We start from the raw sequence: 21482 nt of genomic DNA, 5'->3' as shown, positions 1-21482 counted from the left end.
TCCGGCACCGTCGGCAGGAGGTGGACGGGCCTTCGGGCTCACCCGCCTCCTGCCGCGGTGCCGGACCGCGCCGGGAGACGGCGGCCCCGCCGGTGAGGCGCCGCCTCCTCGTTCCGGGCCGGTGCCCCGGGAACCGCCGTCCGCGACGGCCGTGGCACGGGACGTCGCCACGCGTCCGGATCGAGCATGATCACGGTGCCGCTGCCGGGAGTCGCTTCCGGGGAGGACGGCGGTGCGCTCCTCCCGGCGCAGGAGTGCCGGGGAACGCCCACCGCGGGGCCGTCTAACCTTGAAGGCATGACCAGCAGCAGCGACCGGAGCCTCGCAGTGGACGTTCCCGCACCCAAGAGCTACGAGATTCGCACCTACGGGTGCCAGATGAACGTCCACGACTCCGAGCGATTGTCCGGGCTGCTCGAAGACGCCGGCTACGTGCGCGCCCCCGAGGGGTCGGACGGTGACGCGGACGTCGTCGTCTTCAACACGTGCGCCGTACGGGAGAACGCCGACAACCGGCTGTACGGCAACCTCGGCCGCCTCGCGCCCCGGAAGGCCTCGCGGCCCGGCATGCAGATCGCGGTCGGCGGCTGCCTGGCGCAGAAGGACCGCGACACCATCGTGAAGAGGGCCCCCTGGGTCGACGTCGTCTTCGGCACCCACAACATCGGCAAGCTCCCGGTCCTGCTGGAACGCGCGCGCGTGCAGGAGGAGGCGCAGGTCGAGATCGCCGAGTCCCTCGAGGCGTTCCCCTCGACGCTGCCCACGCGCCGCGAGAGCGCGTACGCGGCCTGGGTGTCGATCTCCGTCGGCTGCAACAACACCTGCACGTTCTGCATCGTCCCGGCCCTGCGCGGCAAGGAGAAGGACCGCCGCACCGGCGACATCCTCGCCGAGATCGACGCTCTGGTGGGCGAGGGCGTCAGCGAGATCACGCTGCTCGGCCAGAACGTCAACGCCTACGGCTCCGACATCGGCGACCGGGAGGCATTCAGCAAGCTGCTGCGCGCGTGCGGGACGATCGAGGGTCTCGAGCGCGTGCGGTTCACCTCGCCGCACCCGCGCGACTTCACCGACGACGTCATCGCCGCCATGGCCGAGACGCCGAACGTGATGCCGCAGCTGCACATGCCGCTCCAGTCCGGCTCGGACACCGTCCTGAAGGCGATGCGCCGCTCCTACCGCCAGGAGCGCTACCTCGGGATCATCGAGAAGGTCCGCGCGGCCATCCCGCACGCCGCGATCACCACCGACATCATCGTGGGCTTCCCCGGCGAGACCGAGGAGGACTTCGAGGAGACCCTGCACGTGGTGCGCGAGGCCCGGTTCGCCCAGGCCTTCACCTTCCAGTACTCCAAGCGGCCCGGCACCCCGGCCGCCACCATGGAGAACCAGATCCCCAAGGAGGTCGTCCAGGCGCGCTACGAGCGTCTCGTCGCCCTCCAGGAGGAGATCTCCTGGGAGGAGAACAAGAAGCAGGTCGGCCGCACCCTGGAACTGATGGTCGCCGAGGGCGAGGGCCGCAAGGACGGCGCCACCCACCGCCTCTCCGGCCGCGCCCCCGACAACCGCCTCGTCCACTTCACCAAGCCCGACCAGGAGGTCCGCCCCGGCGACGTCGTCACGGTCGAGATCACCTACGCCGCCCCGCACCACCTCCTCGCCGAGGGCGCCGTCCTCGACGTGCGCCGCACGCGCGCGGGTGACGCCTGGGAGAAGCGCACCGCGGAGAAGGCGGCCAAGCCGGCCGGCGTCATGCTGGGCCTGCCCGGGATCGGCGCCCCCGCGCCGCTCCCGGTGGCCGGCGGCAGCGGCTGCGGCCGCGACTGACCGGGGCGCCGCCCCTCCCGCACCACGCGGGCCTATGCCGGTGCCGGCGCACACGGGGCCGGCTGCTCGGGGTTACCCTGCCGATCATGCTTGCCGCCGCCGCAGTCTGCCCCTGTCCGCCCCTGCTCGTGCCCGAGGTGGCCGCGGGCGCCGCACCCGAGCTGGACGCCGCGCGTACCGCCTGCTCGGACGCGCTGTCGGTACTCGCCGCCGCCCGGCCGGACCGGCTCGTGGTGATCGGCCCCGTGCAGGAGGCCGGGCGGGGCGCGTATCCCGCGGGCACGCCGGGTTCCTTCCGCGGCTTCGGCGTGGATCTCGCCGTACGGCTCGGCAGGGCGGGCGCGGAGACGGCTTCCGGGCGCGACCTGCCGCCCTCCCTCGCCGTGGGCGCCTGGCTGCTGGAGCGGGCCGGCTGGTCGGACGTCCCGGTCGAGGGACTCGGCGTGGAGGAGTCCCTCGCGCCCGGGCGATGTGCCGAGGCCGGCCGGGAGATCGCCGCCCGGCCCGGCCGGATCGCGCTCCTGGTGATGGGCGACGCGAGCGCCTGCCGCACGCTGAAGGCGCCGGGCTATCTGGACGAGCGCGCGGCCCCTTTCGACGCCGAGGCCGGGCGGGCGCTCGGCGCCGCCGACATCGCGGCCCTGAAGGCCCTCGACGCCGGACTGGCCCGTGAGCTGAAGGCGGCCGGACGGGCCCCCTGGCAGGTGCTCGCGGGTGCGGCGCAGGACGCCGGCCTGTCCGGCACCCTGCTGTACGAGGACGCGCCGTACGGCGTCGGGTACGTGGTCGCGGCCTGGTCCCAGGTGTACTGACGCGCAGGGTCGGCCGTGTGGTCGCGGCCCGGTCCGAGTCCCGGCCGCCACCGGGCGCGCTTCGCTGCCCGGCGCGGTCCCGGCCGCACCGGCGTCGGCGCGCGGGGAACGGCGGACGGCCGCGTGTGCGCACGTGCACCGCGTCCGTCCGTCTCCACCGTGCCGCTGCCGGCCGTCGTTCAGGATGTCGGGGGAGGCGTGCTCGGGGGCGTGAACGTGTCGCCGCCCGCCCCCGGCTCGTCCTTGTGCGCGAGCCGGTCCACTGCGTCCTTGGCCTTCCCGGTCCCCGACTGGATCTTGCCCGAGTGCTTGCCCTTCGTCCTCTCGTCGACCACGTGGGCGGCCTTGTCGATCCCGTGGTGGATCTTGCCCCCGTGCTGTTGCGCGAGGCCGGACATCTTGTCCTTGGCAGGGCTGAGCCTGGCCTTCAGATTGTGCAAAAGACCCATGGGTCACCTTCCCTGGCGGGTCCGTCAGGTGCGGGCGTTCTCGTCGGCCTCACGGTCGGCTGCCTTGCCGGACGACTGCTGCCGCGGGACACCGACACCGTCCTCGGCGGATTCCTCCGTCCCGGTGCCGCCCTCGGACGAACCGGCCGGTGCCTCGGAGGCGGCCACCGCCTCCTGCACGGCGGCCTCCTCCGCGACCGCTTCCTCCGGGGTCGCCTGCCGGGCGGCCTTCGGCCTACGGAAAAGCCATGCGATAACGCCCATATTCACTCCATACGGTACTCGTGCGGGCGAAATCCCGCGTCGCCCGGCGCCTCCGTTTGCGTCACCGGGGCACGCCGTCCCGCGAACGGGTGACGGAAATCCCGCAGCGGGCAACGACCTGGCACGAGTCCTGTCACCTCACTCGTTCGAGGGCACGGGGTGACGTTTGGGAGACTGGTGCGGTGAGCAGCACACCCCCCGCCCCCCGGGTCATCGCCGTCGTCGGACCGACCGCGGCCGGAAAGTCCGATCTGGGCGTCTTTCTGGCTCGACGGCTCGGCGGCGAGGTCGTCAACGCCGACTCCATGCAGCTGTACCGAGGGATGGACATCGGCACCGCCAAACTGACGCCCGAGGAGCGCGGCGGTGTCCCGCACCACCTCCTCGACATCTGGGACGTCACCGTCACCGCCTCGGTCGCCGAGTACCAGCGCCTGGCCCGGGCCCGCATCGACGCCCTCCTCGCCGAGGGCCGCTGGCCGGTCCTCGTCGGCGGCTCCGGGCTGTACGTCCGCGGCGCCGTCGACAATCTGGAGTTCCCCGGCACCGACCCCGAGGTGCGGGCCCGGCTCGAGGGGGAGCTGACACTGCGCGGTTCCGGCGCCCTGCACGCCCGGCTGGCGGCCGCCGACCCGGAGGCGGCGCAGGCGATCCTGCCGAGCAACGGCCGCCGTATCGTCCGCGCCCTCGAAGTGATCGAGATCACCGGGAAGCCCTTCACGGCCAATCTGCCGGGGCACGACTCCGTCTACGACACGATCCAGATCGGCGTGGACGTGACCCGGCCCGAACTCGACGAGCGCATCGCCCGACGAGTCGACCGGATGTGGGAGGCGGGGCTCGTGGACGAGGTGCGCGCGCTGGAGGCGCGAGGCCTGCGCGAGGGGCGCACGGCCTCTCGTGCGCTCGGCTACCAGCAGGTCCTCGCGGCCCTGGCCGGCGAGTGCACCGAGGACGAGGCGCGGGCGGAGACGGTCCGCGCCACCAAACGCTTCGCGCGCCGTCAGGACTCCTGGTTCAGGCGCGATCCGCGGGTGCACTGGTTGAGTGGGGCCGCGGCGGACCTCACGGAACTTCCGCGGCTCGCGTTGGCGTTGGTCGAACGACCGGTCACAGCCTGATCACGTCATGGCATCGGGACGCTCAGGCCGTCATCCGGGCCTCCGGCCCCGTGCCATCATCGAGCTTCGATCGACCAAGTGGAGTCCGAGTTGGGAGGGCGCGTGGCGATGGAGGCCGGCCCTCGTGACACCGCACAAGGCACCGAGCACGTCACCGGCGAGCGTGGCGAACCGGAGCCGGTGGACGGCCGTCCGGGTCCCGCGGGAGCGGACGGCGTCGACGGCTCGAACGGCGACGGTGGTACGGACGGCATCGACGGCACTGACGGCATCGGCGGCACGGACGACATCGACGACACGGACGAGGCCGAGGACGGCGTGACCGCCGACGGCCCCGAGCCGGAGGAGATGTTCGCCGGCGGCCCGGAGGTCGAGGTCGAGCTGCGCCCCCAGCGCAGGCTGCGGATCTGGCAGCTCGCCCCCATCGTCGCCCTGGCCGCGACGGGCTCCCTGATGTTCGCCTTCCCGCTCGCCTTCGACTTCGGTGACAGCGGCGCCGTGATCGCCATGCTGGGCCTGCTGATCTGCTCCTGCGCGGCCGGCTGGGGAATGATGGCCGCCCGCCGCGTCGGACACACCTGGCCCGGCCTGCCGCAGCGCGGCTCCGGCCGCCGTCCCGACTGGCGGGTCGTCCTCGCCTACGTCGTCCTGGTCGCCGCGGTCGTGGCGCTGGCCGTCTGGCGGGTCGCACGGCTGCGTTAGACCTCGTCCGCCCGGCCCCGCGTCGCCGCCGCGCGGGACCGTCGTACCCACCCCTTACGATCGAGGGATGAGCACGCGGATCGCCTTCCTCAAGGGGCACGGCACCGAGAACGACTTCGTGATCGTCCCGGACCCCGAGAACGCCATCGACCTCTCCCCGGCCGCCGTCGCCGTCCTGTGCGACCGGCGCGCGGGCATCGGCGGCGACGGACTGCTGCACGTCGTGCGCTCCGCCGCGCACCCGGAGGCGAAGGACCTGGCGGCCGAGGCCGAATGGTTCATGGACTACCGCAACGGCGACGGCTCGATCGCCGAGATGTGCGGCAACGGCGTCCGGGTCTTCGCCCGCTACCTCCGCCACGCCGGCCTCGTCCCCGAGGGCGACCTCGCGATCGCCACGCGCGGCGGCGTGAAGAGCGTGCACCTCGCCGAGGACGGCGACATCACCGTCGGCATGGGCAGGGCACACCTCCCCGAGGGCGACGTCACGGTCGGCGTCGACGGGCGCAGCTGGCCCGCACGGAACGTGAACATGGGCAACCCGCACGCCGTCGCCTTCGTCGACGACCTCGCGCACGCGGGCGACCTGCACACGCCGCCCCCCTTCAGCCCCGCCTCCGCCTACCCGGACGGGGTCAACGTCGAGTTCGTCGTCGACCGCGGCCCGCGGCACGTCGCGCTGCGCGTGCACGAGCGCGGCTCCGGCGAGACCCGTTCCTGCGGCACGGGCGCGTGCGCCGTCGCCGTGGCCGCCGCCCGCCGGGACGGCGCCGACCCGTCCGTCACCGGTATTCCGGTGACGTACACCGTGGACGTCCCCGGCGGGCGGCTCGTGATCACCGAGCGGCCCGACGGCGAGATCGAGATGACCGGTCCCGCAGTGATCGTCGCCGAAGGCGAGATCGACTCCGAGTGGCTGGAAAGCGCCGCCCGTTGAGGAGGGGTGCGGCTTGGCATCGGAGGCCGTGAAGGACCGGCACTCACAGGAGTGCCGCCAGGTCCGTGGCTGTGCGTTCGAAATCAAGACCGACCCGGTGCCGTGCGGCGTAAAACCGTAAACCTCAAAGGCTTCGCTCGAATGGGTGATCCGTTTCACGCTCGGCGAGAGGCGGTCGGTCGGGCGTGATGGGCTCGGTAGCATCAAGCACCGGCCCGGACGGGGGACTGTCGCCAGCCCCCCGAGCCGTGTCCGCCCTGGGGCACCCCGTCCGCCGGTCGACGCAGCCGGAGGTGCCCATGAGTGCGGAGGCCACGAACCCCGCGACCCCAGGCCCGGTAGTGCCTGCCGCGCCCCGCAGGCGCAGCCGCCCCCGGATCGACCTGCGCCGTCTGGGCCGGGCGGCCCTGCTCGGCCCCGCCTCCCGCGGCAGGCTGCCCGACGCGATCGGCCACGTGGTCGAGGCCCACCGCTTCCACCACCCGGACGCCGACCTCGAACCACTGCGCCGCGCCTACGTGCTCGCGGAGTCCTCCCACCGCGGCCAGATGCGCAAGAGCGGCGAGCCGTACATCACGCACCCGCTGGCCGTGACGCTGATTCTCGCCGAACTCGGCGCCGAGACAACCACGTTGACGGCCTCGCTGCTCCACGACACCGTGGAGGACACCGATGTGACGCTCGATCAGGTCGGCGACGAGTTCGGCGCCGAGGTGCGCTATCTCGTCGACGGTGTGACGAAGCTGGAGAAGGTGGACTACGGCGCCGCCGCCGAACCCGAGACGTTCCGCAAGATGCTCGTCGCCACCGGCAACGACGTCCGCGTGATGTCCATCAAACTCGCCGACCGGCTGCACAACATGCGCACCCTCGGCGTGATGCGTCCCGAGAAGCAGGAACGCATCGCCAAGGTGACCCGCGACGTCCTCATCCCGCTCGCCGAACGCCTCGGTGTCCAGGCGCTGAAGACCGAACTGGAGGACCTGGTCTTCGCCATCCTGCACCCCGAGGAGTACGAGCACACGCGCAAGTTGATCGTCGACAACGCCGCGCGCGCGGACGACCCGCTCGCCGAGTTCGCCGACGTGACGCGCGCGGTGCTGCGCGACGCCGACATCCAGGCCGAAGTCCTCATCCGGCCACGGCACTTCGTCTCCCTGCACCGCACCGCCCGCAAACGCGGACGACTGCGCGGCTCCGACTTCGGCCGCCTGCTCGTCCTCGTCAACGAGGACGCCGACTGCTACGCGGTCCTCGGTGAACTGCACACCTGTATGACGCCCGTGGTCTCGGAGTTCAAGGACTTCATCGCCGTCCCCAAGTTCAACCTGTACCAGTCGCTGCACACCGCCGTCTCCCTCCCCCGGGCCCGGACGGACTCGCCCGGGGGCACCCCCGCCGACGTCCAGGTCGCCGAAGTCCTCATCCGCACCCACCAGATGCACAAGGTCGCCGAGGCCGGAGTCGTCGCGCTCGGCAGTCCCTATGCCTCGCCGGCGGAGGAGCAGGGCGCGCCCGACGGCGAGCGTGTCGACCCCACCCGCCCCGGCTGGCTCTCCCGTCTCCTCGACTGGCAGGAGGCGGCCCCCGACCCGGACACGTTCTGGTCCACCCTGCGCGAGGACCTCGCCCAGGACCGCGAGATCACCGTCTTCCGCCCCGACGGCGGCACCCTCGGCCTGCCCGAGGGCGCCACCTGCGTGGACGCCGCGTACGCGCAGTACGGCGAGGACGCCCACGCCTGCCTCGGCGCCCGCGTCAACGGCCGCCTGGCGACCCTGAGCACCGTGCTGAAGGACGGCGACAGCGTCCAGCTCCTCATGGGCCAGGACCCCGCCTCCGAGCCCTCCAGGGAGTGGCTGGAGCACGCCCACACGCCCGCCGCGCGCATCGCCATCCAGCGGTGGCTCGCGGCTCACCCGGGTACGGACGATGCGCCCGCCGAGGCCGACGGCACGGGCGCCGGCGCGACCCGGCCCCCGTCCGACGGCGCCCCGGCCCAGCCCGCACCGGACGCCCCCGCACCGGACGCCCCCGCGCCCGAGGCCCCCGCGCCCCGCCCCGGCGCCGCGATCACCGTCGTCGACCGCCCCGGTGCCGGAGTCCGGCTCGCCGGGTGCTGCACGCCCGTACCGGCCGACGAGGTCACCGGCTTCGCCGTACGCGGCGGCGTGGTGACCGTGCACCGCGTGGAGTGCGCCGCGGTGGCGCGCATGACGGAGGCGGGGCGCGCGGCGGTCGACGTGCGCTGGGGGGACACCACCGAGTGCCGGGTCACCCTGTTCGCCGAATCGTTCGGCCGCCCCCATCTGCTCGCCGACCTCACCGAGGCGATGGCCCTGGAGGGCGCCGAGATCGTCTCCGCGACCGTCGAACCGCCCAGCCAGCAGCGGGTCCGCCACACCTACACCGTCCAGCTCCCCGACGCGGCCCGGCTGCCCACCCTCATCCGCGCCATGCGCGACGTCCCCGGCGTGTACGACGTGGGACGCGCGCACCACCAGACGCCGTTCTCCTGATCCTCCGAGGCACGGCCCGGCCCCTTACCGCCCCGTCCGTCACCGCACGCGCGCGTGCGCAACCCGTTCGGGTGGGCCGGTCGCGCGTCGGCGCCGCACGGGCGGGGCGCGCTGGTAGCCGTGGTGCATGCTGCTCTCCCCCCGCGCCCAGGCCCACCGGGGCGGCACCGGCACCCGCCGGCCCCGCACCGCCCGCTCCCGCCTCGCCTCCGCCCTCCTCGCCTCGGCCGTCTCCGTCTGCCTCGTCGCCGCGGGCGCCCCGCCCACCCCGCTCGGCGTCGGCGACCGCCTCTACCCCCACCTGGGCAATCCCGGCTACGACGTGGCCTCGTACGACCTGGCCCTCACGTACTCCGGAAGCAACGACAAACCGCTCCAGGCGGTCACCACGATCGACGGCTGGACCACCGCCGTCCTGGACCGGATCAACCTGGACTTCGCCCACGGAGAGGTCCGGTCCGTCGAGGTCGACGGGAAGCCCGCCGACTTCGCCACCGCCGGCGAGGACCTGGTGATCACGCCGGCGCACCCGCTGCCCCGCGGCGACTGGATGCGCGTCACCGTGCGTCACACCAGCGATCCGGTGAGCGCCGACGACCGGGACGGCGGCTGGGTGCGGACCGCGGACGGGCTCGCCATGGCCAACCAGGCCGACGCCGCCCACCTGGTGTTCCCGTGCAACGACCACCCCTCCGACAAGGCCATGTTCACCTTCCGCGTCACCGCGCCCAGCGGGCACACGGCCGTCGCCAACGGTCTGCCGACCGACGTCGGCCGGGCGGGCCGCACGACGACATGGACGTACCGCACCCTGCACCCGATGGCCACCGAACTCGCCCAGGTCTCCATCGGGCGCTCCGCCGTCCTGCACCGCGAGGGACCGCGCGGACTGCCCGTGCGGGACGTCGTCCCCGCCAAGGACCGCGAGGCCCTCGAACCCTGGCTGCGGAAGACCCCCGACCAGATCGCCTGGATGGAGAACAAGGTCGGCCCCTACCCCTTCGAGACGTACGGCGTGCTCGTCGCCGACACCGCCACCGGCTTCGAACTGGAGACGCAGACGCTCTCCCTCTTCGAGAAGGGCCTGTTCACCGAGCCCGCCTACCCCACCTGGTACGTCGAGTCGATCATGGTGCACGAGCTGGCCCACCAGTGGTTCGGCGACAGCGTCAGCCCGCGCACCTGGTCCGACCTCTGGATCAACGAAGGCCACGCCACCTGGTACGAGGCCCTGTACGCGCAGGAGAAGGCCGACCGCACCCTGGAGGCCCGCATGAAGGCGGCGTACGGGGCCTCCGACCGCTGGCGCACGGCCGGCGGCCCGCCCGGCGCCCCCAAGCCGCCGGCTCCCGGCCAGAAGATCGGCATCTTCCGCTCCAACGTCTACGACGGCGCGGCCCTGGTGCTCTTCGCCCTGCGCCAGGAGATCGGCCAGAAGGCCTTCGACCGGCTGGAACGGAGCTGGCTGAGCGACCACCGCGACGCCACCGCGGGCACGGCCGACTTCGTCCGCCTCGCCGCCCGGGTCTCCGGCCGTGACCTCGGGAGCTTCTTCCAGCACTGGCTGTACGACGAGAAGACCCCGCCGATGCCCGGCCACCCGGAGTGGAAGCCGGTCGCGCCGGCCGGCAAGGCGCCCGGACCCGCCGTCAAGGCCTCCGAATAAGGCGATGACGAGACGGGCCGTACCGTGCGACCATCGTCGGGTCGGCGGGGCACGGGACGCGGGAATCTCCCGGACCGCTCGTGCGTTGTGCACTATGACCGCCGAACCGGCATCCCCAACGACGTAAGGACCCAATGACCTCCTCTTCTTCCTCTTCCCAGGACACCAAGCGCCTCGCGCACACCTATCCCGAAGGTCTTCGGGCCGATGCCCTGATGGAAGAGGACGTCGCCTGGAGCCTCGACACCGACGGAGACCGGGACGGCGACCAGCTCGACCGCTCCGAGCGGGCGGCCCTGCGCCGCGTCGCCGGTCTCTCCACCGAACTCGAGGACGTCACCGAGGTCGAGTACCGTCAGCTCCGCCTGGAGCGGGTCGTGCTCGTCGGTGTCTGGACCTCGGGGACCGCACAGGACGCGGACAACTCCCTCGCCGAGCTGGCCGCCCTCGCGGAGACCGCGGGCGCACTCGTGCTCGACGGCGTGATCCAGCGCCGCGACAAGCCCGACGCCGCCACCTACATCGGCTCCGGCAAGGCCGACGAGCTGCGCGACATCGTCCTCGAGACCGGCGCGGACACCGTCATCTGCGACGGTGAGCTGAGTCCGGGCCAGCTGATCCACCTCGAGGACGTCGTCAAGGTCAAGGTCATCGACCGCACGGCCCTGATCCTGGACATCTTCGCCCAGCACGCCAAGTCCCGAGAGGGCAAGGCGCAGGTCGCGCTCGCGCAGATGCAGTACATGCTGCCGAGGCTGCGCGGCTGGGGTCAGTCGCTGTCCCGTCAGATGGGCGGCGGCAAGGGCGGCGGCCTCGCCACCCGCGGTCCCGGTGAGACCAAGATCGAGACGGACCGGCGCCGGATCCGCGAGAAGATGGCGAAGATGCGCCGGGAGATCGCGGAGATGAAGACCGGGCGCGAGATCAAGCGCCAGGAGCGCAAGCGACACAAGGTGCCCTCCGTCGCCATCGCGGGCTACACCAACGCCGGCAAGTCCTCGCTGCTCAACCGGCTCACGGGCGCGGGCGTGCTGGTCGAGAACGCCCTGTTCGCGACCCTCGACCCGACCGTGCGCCGGGCCGAGACCCCGAGCGGTCGGCTCTACACGCTGGCCGACACCGTCGGCTTCGTCCGGCACCTTCCGCACCATCTGGTCGAGGCGTTCCGCTCCACCATGGAGGAGGTCGGCGAGTCCGACCTGATCCTGCACGTGGTGGACGGCTCGCACCCGGCCCCGGAGGAGCAGCTCGCCGCCGTGCGCGAGGTGATCAGGGACGTCGGCGCCATCGACGTGCCCGAGATCGTCGTGATCAACAAGGCCGACGCGGCCGATCCGCTCACGCTCCAGCGGCTCCTGCGCAACGAGAAGCACTCCATCGCCGTCTCGGCCCGCACCGGCCAGGGCATTGACGAACTGCTGGCGCTCATCGACGACGAGCTGCCCAGGCCGTCCGTCGAGGTCGAGGCGCTCGTGCCGTACACCCACGGCAAGCTGGTCGCGCGCGCCCACGCCGAGGGCGAGGTGATCTCCGAGGAGCACACGGCGGAGGGCACCCTGCTGAAGGCGCGGGTGCACGAGGAACTGGCGGCGGATCTCGCGCCGTACGTTCCCGCGACGCTCGGCTGACGCGTCGGTTCACCCGAAGGCCCGCCCCCCGCTCGTCGCGGGGGGCGGGCCTTCGCCGTGCGCCTGTCTACCGGCCGGCGAACTTCTCGCTCACCGAGTCGTACACGCCCTTGGCCACCTCACCCAGCCGCGGACCAGCGAGCCAGCCGGCGTCCACCGGACCGATCGAGGTGTTGGACACCAGCGCGGGCTTGCCGTCCGAGCCCGCGGCCACCCAGCCGCCGCCGGACGAACCGCCGGTCATCGTGCACCCGATCCGGTACATCGTCGGGTCGGTGCCGTTGAGCGACAGCCGCCCGGGCCTGTCCTGGCACTGGTACAGCGTCTCCCCGTCGTACGGCGCCGCCGCCGGGTAGCCGGTCGCCGTGATGCTCTTCACCTTGGTCACCGCCGGGGCCGCGAAGTCCACCGGCAGCGCCGAACCGACCGTCTCCTCCAGCGACTTGCCGGAGCCACCCTCCTCGGGCGTCACATGGATGACGGCGAAGTCGTACGAGGCGCCGTCGCCGCCGGTCTGCCCGCCCTGCTCGATCCACTGGTCGGACGTCCGGGCCCAGTCGCCCCACCAGACCCCGTACGGCGCCACCTCTTCCTTGGTCGCCGTCTGCAGCTTCGCGGCCGACATGCCCGAGTCGTTGTACGACGGCACGAAGGCGATGTTGCGGTACCAGCCGCCCTTCTTGCCGGCGTGCACGCAGTGGCCCGCCGTCCACACCAGGTTGGACCTGCCCGGGTGGGCCGGGTCCTGCACGACCGTGGCCGAGCAGACCATCGTGCCCTCGGGGGAGTCGAAGAACACCTTGCCCGCCTCGGGGGCGTTGGCGTGGTAGGTGGTCGGCACGGCCGCCGCGTCCACCGCCGCCGGCTCGGGGTCGGTCACACCCTGGTCGTCGGAGAGGTCGTTCTCGTCGACGCTGCGGTCCGGGTCCTCCGCCTCACGCATCCGGTCCGGGTCCCACAGGCCCTTGATGATCGGGTTGACGTAGTCCTGCGCCTCGCGCAGCCAGTCGTCCCTGTCCCAGTTCTTCCAGGCGCCGTTCTTCCACTTGTCCAGATCGATCCCGTGTTCCTTGAGCCGGTCCTTGATGTCGTCCGGGATCGTGATCTTTCCGTCGCCCGCGGCCGAGGCGGAGGCACCTGCCCGGTCGTCGGCGTCGGCGCCGCCCGAGTCGCAGGCGGTCGCGGTGAGGGCGAGCACCGAGGCCAGGGCTACGGCACCCAGTGCGGGGGAGATTCTGCGTGAGGCGTTCCTCCCCCGCCGGGCGATGAGGGACGGCCGTATGGATCGCATGGTGTGACTCCCCGTGGTGTCAAGGAACTTGGAGCGGTGGCCGCGCACACCGCGGGAACTCGGCGTCCTCTCATGCCTGGTTCGGGCGGGTCTCACGGCCGGGTGGGACGGCATCACACGATATGCGTTCGCTGTGGGGGAGCACCGACGGAACAGCAACGGTTCCGTCACGGCAAGGATCTTGGGGCAACCCGTAACCCGCAGGACCGTCGGCGGTTGGTAGCCGTGGGGTGGCGGTCCGTGCGCGGCCCTTCCCGCGGGAATCCCCCCCCCCGAGGGCGCGGTGTCGCCGCCCTCGGCCCGGCTCACCGGTCAGGACCCGGCGAGGGGAGCCCCGCGGCGCACCGACTCGCCTGTGGACAGCGGGAGGACAGGAAACCGTGGCCGTGACGCAGCCAGTGCCGGGGGAGACGTCCGCGGGACGTGATGTCGACGGGGGAACTGCTGTGGGCGTCCCGGTGTGCGCGAGTCCGGCCGGTGCGGAGATCCCCGTGCCCGGCACTCCCGGCACTCCCGGTACTCCCGTGCGCGGACGCCACGCCCAGGGGAGTGTCCCGCGCGGGCAGCCCGTACGCGAGCCGGCGGCGCGGACCTACGCCCGGGCCCTGCCGGTCGTACCGGTCCGGGCCCGGGGGCTGACCATCGAGGGTGCCGACGGCCGCCGCTACCTCGACTGCGTCTCCGGCGCCGGGACCCTCGCGCTCGGCCACAACCATCCCGTCGTCCTGGAGGCGGTCCGCAAGGTCCTCGACTCGGGCGCCCCGCTGCACGCCCTCGATCTCGCCACGCCGCTCAGGGACGCCTTCGTCGCCGAGCTGCTGCACACCCTGCCGCCGGGACTGGCCGGCCACGCGCGCGTGCGGTTCTGCGGACCGGCCGGCTCGGACGCGGTGGAGGCCGCACTCGAGCTGGTCCGGGCCGCCACGGGCCGCACCGGAGTCCTGGCGTTCACCGGCGCCCGCCACGGAACGCCCGCGGGTCCCCCCGAAGCCCCCGGCCGCGACCCGGACGTACGGGTGCCCCGGCTGCCGTACCCCCAGGACTACCGCTGTCCCTTCGGTGCCGGTGGCGAGCGGGGCACCGAACTCGCCGCCCGCTGGACCGAGTCGGTCCTCGACGACCCCGGGTCGGGGGTGCGCCCGCCGGCCGGACTGATCCTCGAACCCGTCCAGGGCGAGGGGGGAGTGATCCCCGCGCCGGACGCCTGGATGCGCCGCGTGCGCCGCATCACCGCCGAACGTTCGATCCCCCTGATCGCCGACGAGGCCCAGACGGGCGTCGGGCGGACCGGCGCCTTCTGGGCCGTCGAACACAGTGGCATCACCCCCGACGTGATGGTCCTGTCCGAGGCCGTCGGCGGCGGTCTGCCCCTGGCCGTGATCGTCCACCGGGACGACCTCGGCGTCCGGGAACCCGGCGCCCTCGCGGGCCCGTTCCGCGGCAACCAGCTCGCCATGGCCGCTGGCGCGGCCACCCTCGCCCATGTCCGCGCCAACGGTCTCGCCGGACGCGCGGCCGCCCTGGGCGACAGCCTCCTGCGCCGACTCCGTTTCCTGGCGGACGACTTCCCGTGCGTCGGGGACGTACGGGGACGCGGCCTGATGATCGGGGTGGAGATGGTCGACCCGGAGGGGATCCGGGGCGGACGTGCTGCCGACGCCCGGGGGACTCCTCCCGCGTCGCCCGAACTGGCCGCCGCCGTCCGGCGGGAGTGCCTGAGCCGCGGCCTGATCGTCGAACTGGCCGGACGCCACGCGAGCGTCGTACGCCTGCTGCCGCCCCTGACGATCACCGACGAACAGGCGGCGGCCGTACTCGACCGACTCTCGGACGCGGTGCACGCCGTGGCCCGCACGCGAGCAAAGGAACGACCGTGAACACCCCGCCCCCGTCATCCTCGCCCGCGTCGGTGCTCCCGGCCCCCCGCGGGCAGCAGGGCACCGCGGCCGACCCGCTGCACCACCCCGACCCCCGTCGGGCGGCCCAGGCGGCGGCCGTGGAGAACCTGCTGCGCTGCTGGGTCCGCGAGACCGGCCTGCCGGCCCCCGACGACGGTGTCCTGCGCATCCCGTTGCCCGCCACCGGCACCGCACTCCTCGTCCCCGTGCGCTACTGGTCGCCCACCGGGTGGCACCGTTTCGGGCCTCCGCGCCCGGCAGACGTCCCCGAGCACTCCGCGCCCGTGGACGCGGTCACGGTCGCGGCCCTGCTCAGCCGCGAGGCGCTGCCCGCCAGGCCCGGCGGGACGTTCGGGGCCGCGCCCGGCGCGGCCCTCCGCGTGGCGGACGCCGTGCCCGAGGGCGCACCGCGGGACGACGACCTCGTCGCCCGGGTCGCCGACTCCGTCCGCCACACGGCCACCTTCGTCGGCGCGCACCGTGAACGCCGTGTGCACCGGGAACACCCCGCGGACCGGCAGCGCCCCGCGGACCGGCAGCGCCCTGTGGAGCGAGCCGACCTCTTCCTCTCGGCCGAGCAGGCTCTGACATTCGGGCACCCGCTGCATCCGGTCCCCAAGAGCCGCGAGGGCCTCTCCGACGCGGAAGCCCGGCTGTACTCACCCGAGGCGCACGGCTTCTTCCCCCTTCACTGGCTGGCTGTCGCGCCCCGCGTGCTGGCCGCCGGCTCCGCCTGGACCGAGCGCGGCCGTCCCGTCCCCGCCCGGGCGCTGACGGCCCGGCTCGCCGGCACCCCACTGCCGCTGCCCGACGGGTACGCCGCCCTGCCCGTGCACCCCTGGCAGCTTGGCGAGGCCCGCCACCGTCCCGAGGTCGCGGCCCTGCTCGACGCCGGCCTGCTCCGGGACCTCGGCGCCCACGGCCCTCCGTGGCACCCGACCTCCTCCGTGCGCACGGTTCACCGCTCCGGCGCACCGGCGATGCTCAAGCTCTCGCTGGGACTGCGCATCACCAACTCCCGCCGTGAGAACCTCCGCAAGGAACTGCACCGGGGAGTCGAGGTCCACCGCCTGCTGCGCACCGGCCTCGGCGAGCGGTGGCGGGCGGCCCACCCGGACTTCGACATCGTCCGGGACCCGGCCTGGCTCGCGCTGGACGGGCCGGACGGCCGTCCGGTGGCCGGGCTCGACGTGGTGATCCGGCACAATCCGTTCGCCCCGGCCGACGACGTCTCCTGCCTCGCCGGACTCGTCGCGCCCCACCCCGAGCCGCGTCGGGCGGAGGACGGCGGCTGCGCGCCCTCCCGGCTCGCGGCGCTCGTCGGGCGGCTCGCCGCGGTGACGGGCCGGCCGCGCGAGACCGTGGCCGCCGAGTGGTTCCTGCGCTACCTGGAGCGGGTCGTCCGCCCCGTGCTGTGGCTCGACGGCGAGGCGGGGATCGCACTGGAGGCGCACCAGCAGAACACGCTGGTACTGCTGGACCCCGACGGCTGGCCGAGCGGCGGCCGCTACCGCGACAACCAGGGCTACTACTTCCGCGAGTCCCGCCGCGCGGACCTGGATGCCCGGCTGCCCGGCATCGGCGAGGCCGGCGACACCTTCGTCCCGGACGAGGTCGCCGACGAGCGCTTCGCCTACTACCTCGGCATCAACAACGTGCTGGGACTCGTCGGCGCCTTCGGCTCCCAGCGGCTCGCCGACGAACACATGCTGCTCGCCGCCTTCCGACGCTTCCTCACCACTGCCGACGCCGTCGCGGCTGCCGACGCCGGCTCTCGCACCGGTCCCGGCCTGCGCCCTCGCACCAGTCCCGGCCGGACACGGAGTTCGCTGCCCGCCCGGCTGCTCGACTCACCGCACCTGCGCTGCAAGGCCAACCTGCTCACCCGCCTCCACGGCCTGGACGAACTCGTCGGCCCGGTCGACACCCAGTCCGTCTACGTCACCATCGCCAACCCCCTGCACCGTTGAACCCCGCTTCCCGAGAGGAGTGGAGCCGTGCTCGCAGCCGATGCCGAGGACACCGGGGAGCCGCGTCCGCCCGACGGCGTCCGCACCTCGCCCACCTCACCGGGACAGGGCGCGATCCGGACGCCGTCCGGACCTTCCGCGTCCGGCACGGGCGTCCCGCGCCCCCGGCTCGGCCCCGCCGCCCCGGGGGATCCGCTCGACCACATCGCCGGCTGGGGCCGGGCAGCCACCCCCGTCGGGGCCTTCCGGCTCGTTCCCGTCCGGCTCGGCAGGGACCTGCCCCACATCGCCGGGTGGATGAACGACCCCGAGGTCGCGGCCTACTGGGAACTGGCCGGTCCGGACACCGTGACCGCGGCGCACCTGCGCCGGCAACTGGCCGGAGACGGCCGCAGCGTCCCGTGCCTCGGCGTCCTGGAGGGCACCCCGATGAGCTACTGGGAGATCTACCGGGCGGACCTCGATCCCCTGGCAGGCTTCTATCCGGCCCGACCGCACGACACGGGCCTGCACGTTCTCCTCGGCCGCGGCGCCGACCGGGGCCGCGGCCTCGGTGGCGCACTGCTCAGGGCGGTCGCCGATCTCGTTCTCGACAGCAGACCCGGCTGCGCGCGGGTCGTCGCCGAACCCGACATCCGCAACACGCCGTCCGTCGCGGCCTTCCTGACCGCCGGCTTCCGGTTCTCCGCGGAGGTCGGCCTGCCCACCAAACGAGCCGCTCTCATGATCCGGGACCGGGCTGCGCGGCATCTGCTCTGACACCCTGGCGAGCTGTCCGGTCAGCGGCCGTCCCCATCCGGTCCCGATCGGTCACTCGCGTGCCGAAACCGGCACCCCGTCCCGCCCACCGGGAGGCCCACCGTCTTGATCGCGTCGCTCCCGTCCCCCGTGACCACACCTTTGTCAGTGCCGCCCCGTAGGGTGGTCGCGCTATGACGAAGCCCTCACTCCCCGAACTCCTGCACGCCGCCGTCGCCGCCGTAGGCGGCACGGAGCGCCCCGGCCAGGTGACCATGGCCGAAGCCGTCGCGGAGGCGATCGACGACGGATCCCATCTGCTGGTCCAGGCCGGCACCGGCACCGGCAAGTCGCTGGGGTACCTCGTGCCCGCGCTCGCGCACGGGGAGAGGGTCGTCGTGGCGACCGCCACCCTGGCACTGCAACGCCAGCTGGTGGAGCGCGATCTGCCGCGCACGGTCGACGCGCTGCATCCGCTGCTGCGCCGCCGACCGGAGTTCGCGATGCTCAAGGGCCGGTCGAACTACCTGTGCCTGCACCGGTTGCACGAGGGCATGCCCCAGGACGAGGAGGACGGCCTCTTCGACCAGTTCGAGGCCGCCGCGCCCACCAGCAAGCTGGGCCAGGACCTGCTGAGGCTGCGCGACTGGGCCGACGAGACGGAGGACGGCGACCGGGACGACCTGACCCCCGGCGTCTCCGACCGCGCCTGGGGCCAGGTCTCGGTCTCGTCCCGCGAGTGCCTCGGCGCCACGAAGTGCGCGTACGGCGCCGAGTGCTTCGCGGAGATGGCCCGCGAGCGGGCCAAACTGGCCGAGGTCGTCGTCACCAACCACGCCCTGCTGGCCATCGACGCCATCGAGGGCGCTCCCGTCCTTCCCCAGCACGAGGTGCTGATCGTCGACGAGGCCCACGAGCTGGTCTCGCGGGTCACCGGCGTCGCCACCGGCGAGCTGACCGCGGGCCAGGTCAACAGGGCCGTACGCCGCGCCGCGAAGCTCGTCGACGAGAAGGCGGCCGATCAGCTCCAGACCGCGGCCGAGGGCTTCGAGCGGCTGATGGAGCTGGCCCTCCCGGGCCGTCTGGAAGAGATCCCGGAAGACCTCGGCTACGTCCTCATGGCGCTGCGCGACGCCGCCCGCACGGTGATCTCCGCGATCGGCGCGACCCGCGACAAGTCCGTCCAGGACGAGGACTCGGTCCGCAAGCAGGCGCTGGCGTCGGTGGAGAGCGTCCACGACGTGGCGGAGCGCCTCGTGAACGGCTCCGAGTACGACGTCGTCTGGTACGAGCGGCACGACCGCTTCGGCGCCTCCCTGCGCGTCGCCCCCATGAACGTCTCGGGCCTGCTGCGCGAGAAGCTCTTCGCGGACCGTTCCGTGATCCTGGCCTCGGCGACACTGAAGCTGGGCGGCGACTTCAACGGCGTGGGCGCCTCCATGGGGCTCGCCCCGGAGGGCACCCAGGGCGAGGACGTCCCCCAGTGGAAGGGCATCGACGTCGGCTCCCCCTTCGACTACCCCAAGCAGGGCATCCTGTACGTCGCCAAGCACCTGGCCCGTCCCGCGCGCGACGGCGACCGCGCGGACATGCTGGACGAGCTGACGGAGCTGATCCAGGCGGCCGGCGGACGCACCCTCGGTCTCTTCTCCTCGATGCGCGCCGCCCAGTTGGCCGCGGAGGAGCTGCGCGCCCGCATCCCCGAGTTCCCGATCCTGTTGCAGGGCGAGGAGACGCTCGGGGAGCTGATCAAGAACTTCGCGGCGGACCCGGAGACCTGCCTCTTCGGCACGCTGTCGCTCTGGCAGGGGGTCGACGTGCCCGGCCCGAGCTGTCAGCTGGTGGTGATGGACAAGATCCCCTTCCCGCGTCCGGACGACCCCTTGATGAGCGCGCGCCAGAAGGCGGTCGAGGAGGCCGGCGGCAACGGCTTCATGGCGGTCGCCGCCACCCACGCCGCGCTGCTGATGGCCCAGGGCGCCGGCCGGCTCGTCCGCGCGTCGGGCGACCGCGGAGTCGTCGCCGTGCTGGACCAGCGGCTCGCCACGGCCCGCTACGGCAGCTATCTGAAGGCTTCGATGCCCGACTTCTGGTTCACGACGGACCCGAACCAGGTCCGCAGGTCGCTGGCGGCGATCGACGCGGCCGCGAAGCAGGCCGACGCATAGGCGCGGGGCCATGAGAAGGGGGCCTGTCCCCGTGAGGACAGGCCCCCTTGCGTCCCGACGGGTCCGACCGGTGACCGGACCGCCCCACGGCGCAGGAGCGACCGGGCCCTGGACGGCGCGGGACCGACCGGCGCCCGGACAGCACAGGGCCCCGGAACCGGCGCAGGGATCCCGGGGCCCAGTCAGGGGGGCGGTCGAGGAGGCCCGTCCGCCGCCGCGCTCAGACGCGGCGCAGAACGGCCACCACCTTGCCGAGGATGGTCGCGTCGTCGCCGGGGATCGGCTCGTACGCGGCGTTGTGCGGGAGCAGCCACACATGGCCGTCCTCGCGCTTGAAGCGCTTCACGGTGGCCTCGCCCTCCAGCATGGCGGCCACGATGTCGCCGTTCTCCGCGACCGGCTGGCGGCGGACGGTGACCCAGTCGCCGTCGCAGATCGCGGCCTCGATCATCGAGTCACCGACAACCTTGAGCACGAACAGCTCACCGTCGCCGACGAGCTGCCGGGGCAGCGGGAAGACGTCCTCCACCGACTCCTCGGCGAGGATCGGGCCACCGGCGGCGATCCGGCCGACCAGCGGGACGTAGGACGCGGCGGGCTTGCCGGCGGTGTCCGTGGGCTGCACCGCCGTGGCCTGGTCGGACCCGCGCACCTCGTACGCGCGGGGACGGTGCGGGTCACGGCGCAGGAAGCCCTTGCGCTCCAGTGCCATCAGCTGGTGTGCGACCGACGAGGTGCTGGACAGGCCGACCGCCTGGCCGATCTCCCGCATCGACGGCGGGTATCCGCGCCGCTGCACGGAATCCCGGATGACCTCGATCACCCGCCGCTGACGGTCGGTGAGCCCCGAGCTGTCCGCCCGGATGCCTGGAGGTCGGCCCGGCAGTGAGCGCTTGTGCCCCTCCGGGTTCACGGGTTCGTTCATCGCGTGCACCGGCTCGAGTCGGCCCTGGGAGCGGTCCTGGGCAGTGATGGTGGCACTGTCTGCGGTGGTGGTCACGTCGGCCCCTCTCGGTTGTCTCCCTGCTGCACAACGGTAGTTGCTTTCGAAAGGTTGCGCCAAACACACGTTCGAGTGAAAAAGCCTGGATAGCCTGACTTGATCATGTGTCGGGGTGTATAGCTGACGCGCTGCCCGCCGGACGCAAGAGGTGCTTGTTGTACTCTTCGCCGCCGGAGCCGATCGCCTTGCGAGGGGTGGCCCCAGTCTGCCATTCACGCCGCGGCGGGCCGGGGGCCGGGCCCGGCTCTGTGCGAGAGCCCCACCTCTCCTCCCCCCGGCGCTCACGGTATCCCCGTGCGCGGCCCGGCGGCCCGGCGGCCCGGTCGTGCGCGGGTGACCGCGCGGCCGTACGCGCACGGCGACATGGCCGTACGCGCGCGTGTGCGGCGGTCCGAGCACGGCCGGTTCCGTGTGCTCGCCGTGACCGCCGGAACGCGTCCTGTGAGGGCCGTCGGCGCGACACGCGACACGGCCTGGGTGAATAAGCCA

The 21482-nt window shown here is 73.2% G+C and carries 16 protein-coding genes; 12 read left to right on the top strand and 4 right to left on the bottom strand.

From position 1 onward, the window contains the following. The first annotated feature begins 297 nt into the window (after positions 1-297). Together miaB and ACIP5W_RS23490 are read left to right on the top strand one after the other, a co-directional pair. Complete coding sequence (miaB, locus tag ACIP5W_RS23495; protein ID WP_401476813.1) at positions 298-1827, top strand: tRNA (N6-isopentenyl adenosine(37)-C2)-methylthiotransferase MiaB; 1530 nt, start codon at positions 298-300, stop codon at positions 1825-1827. Positions 1828-1913: 86 nt separating this feature from the next. Next, on the top strand, positions 1914-2639 hold the full coding sequence (locus tag ACIP5W_RS23490) for a class III extradiol dioxygenase subunit B-like domain-containing protein (RefSeq protein ID WP_401476810.1): 726 nt from the start codon (positions 1914-1916) through the stop codon (positions 2637-2639). A gap of 179 nt (positions 2640-2818) precedes the next feature. On the opposite strand, the gene ACIP5W_RS23485 is transcribed toward ACIP5W_RS23490, so the two are convergent. Both ACIP5W_RS23485 and ACIP5W_RS23480 read right to left on the bottom strand, forming a co-directional pair. Continuing rightward, on the bottom strand, positions 2819-3088 hold the full coding sequence (locus ACIP5W_RS23485) for an antitoxin (RefSeq protein ID WP_401476807.1): 270 nt from the start codon (positions 3086-3088) through the stop codon (positions 2819-2821). Positions 3089-3112: 24 nt separating this feature from the next. Continuing rightward, positions 3113-3352: a hypothetical protein gene (locus ACIP5W_RS23480; protein ID WP_401476804.1), complete on the bottom strand. Its 240-nt coding sequence runs from the start codon at positions 3350-3352 to the stop codon at positions 3113-3115. Between the two features lie 182 nt (positions 3353-3534). Here ACIP5W_RS23480 and miaA point away from each other — a divergent pair, with 182 nt between their 5' ends. The 6 genes from miaA to hflX all read left to right on the top strand — a co-directional run bounded on the left by miaA (position 3535) and on the right by hflX (position 11925). After that, on the top strand, positions 3535-4473 hold the full coding sequence (gene miaA / locus ACIP5W_RS23475) for a tRNA (adenosine(37)-N6)-dimethylallyltransferase MiaA (protein WP_401476801.1): 939 nt from the start codon (positions 3535-3537) through the stop codon (positions 4471-4473). A gap of 108 nt (positions 4474-4581) precedes the next feature. Continuing rightward, the gene (locus ACIP5W_RS23470; protein WP_401476921.1) at positions 4582-5175 is read left to right on the top strand and encodes a hypothetical protein; all 594 of its coding nucleotides are present in this window, start codon (positions 4582-4584) and stop codon (positions 5173-5175) included. 67 nt (positions 5176-5242) lie between these two features. Then, complete coding sequence (gene dapF / locus ACIP5W_RS23465) at positions 5243-6112, top strand: diaminopimelate epimerase (RefSeq protein WP_401476798.1); 870 nt, start codon at positions 5243-5245, stop codon at positions 6110-6112. Between the two features lie 299 nt (positions 6113-6411). Next, complete coding sequence (locus tag ACIP5W_RS23460) at positions 6412-8631, top strand: RelA/SpoT family protein (RefSeq protein WP_401476795.1); 2220 nt, start codon at positions 6412-6414, stop codon at positions 8629-8631. 127 nt (positions 8632-8758) lie between these two features. Further along, the gene (locus tag ACIP5W_RS23455) at positions 8759-10297 is read left to right on the top strand and encodes a M1 family metallopeptidase (RefSeq protein WP_401476792.1); all 1539 of its coding nucleotides are present in this window, start codon (positions 8759-8761) and stop codon (positions 10295-10297) included. Between the two features lie 134 nt (positions 10298-10431). After that, positions 10432-11925: a GTPase HflX gene (gene hflX, locus ACIP5W_RS23450; protein WP_401476789.1), complete on the top strand. Its 1494-nt coding sequence runs from the start codon at positions 10432-10434 to the stop codon at positions 11923-11925. 67 nt (positions 11926-11992) lie between these two features. On the opposite strand, the gene ACIP5W_RS23445 is transcribed toward hflX, so the two are convergent. Then, the gene (locus ACIP5W_RS23445; protein ID WP_401476786.1) at positions 11993-13216 is read right to left on the bottom strand and encodes a trypsin-like serine peptidase; all 1224 of its coding nucleotides are present in this window, start codon (positions 13214-13216) and stop codon (positions 11993-11995) included. 485 nt (positions 13217-13701) lie between these two features. Here ACIP5W_RS23445 and ACIP5W_RS23440 point away from each other — a divergent pair, with 485 nt between their 5' ends. From ACIP5W_RS23440 to ACIP5W_RS23425, 4 genes are all read left to right on the top strand, one after another. Continuing rightward, on the top strand, positions 13702-15093 hold the full coding sequence (locus tag ACIP5W_RS23440) for a diaminobutyrate--2-oxoglutarate transaminase family protein (RefSeq protein WP_401476918.1): 1392 nt from the start codon (positions 13702-13704) through the stop codon (positions 15091-15093). Continuing rightward, the gene (locus ACIP5W_RS23435) at positions 15090-17084 is read left to right on the top strand and encodes an IucA/IucC family protein (RefSeq protein WP_401476783.1); all 1995 of its coding nucleotides are present in this window, start codon (positions 15090-15092) and stop codon (positions 17082-17084) included. Before ACIP5W_RS23440 ends, ACIP5W_RS23435 begins: the two co-directional genes overlap by 4 nt. A gap of 27 nt (positions 17085-17111) precedes the next feature. After that, positions 17112-17843 carry a GNAT family N-acetyltransferase gene (locus ACIP5W_RS23430; RefSeq protein WP_401476780.1) on the top strand — a complete coding sequence of 244 codons (732 nt, stop codon included), beginning with the start codon at positions 17112-17114 and terminating at the stop codon, positions 17841-17843. Positions 17844-18016: 173 nt separating this feature from the next. Beyond that, positions 18017-19990 carry an ATP-dependent DNA helicase gene (locus tag ACIP5W_RS23425; protein WP_401476777.1) on the top strand — a complete coding sequence of 658 codons (1974 nt, stop codon included), beginning with the start codon at positions 18017-18019 and terminating at the stop codon, positions 19988-19990. 220 nt (positions 19991-20210) lie between these two features. Here ACIP5W_RS23425 and lexA read toward each other — a convergent pair whose 3' ends face one another. Further along, on the bottom strand, positions 20211-20990 hold the full coding sequence (gene lexA, locus ACIP5W_RS23420; protein WP_401476774.1) for a transcriptional repressor LexA: 780 nt from the start codon (positions 20988-20990) through the stop codon (positions 20211-20213). Positions 20991-21482 lie beyond the last annotated feature (492 nt).

The sequence above is a fragment of the Streptomyces sp. NPDC088766 genome (assembly GCF_044750845.1).
Classification (GTDB): domain Bacteria; phylum Actinomycetota; class Actinomycetes; order Streptomycetales; family Streptomycetaceae; genus Streptomyces.
The sequence above is the reverse complement of the archived record's forward strand: the minus strand, read 5'-3'. Positions and strand labels throughout refer to the sequence as shown.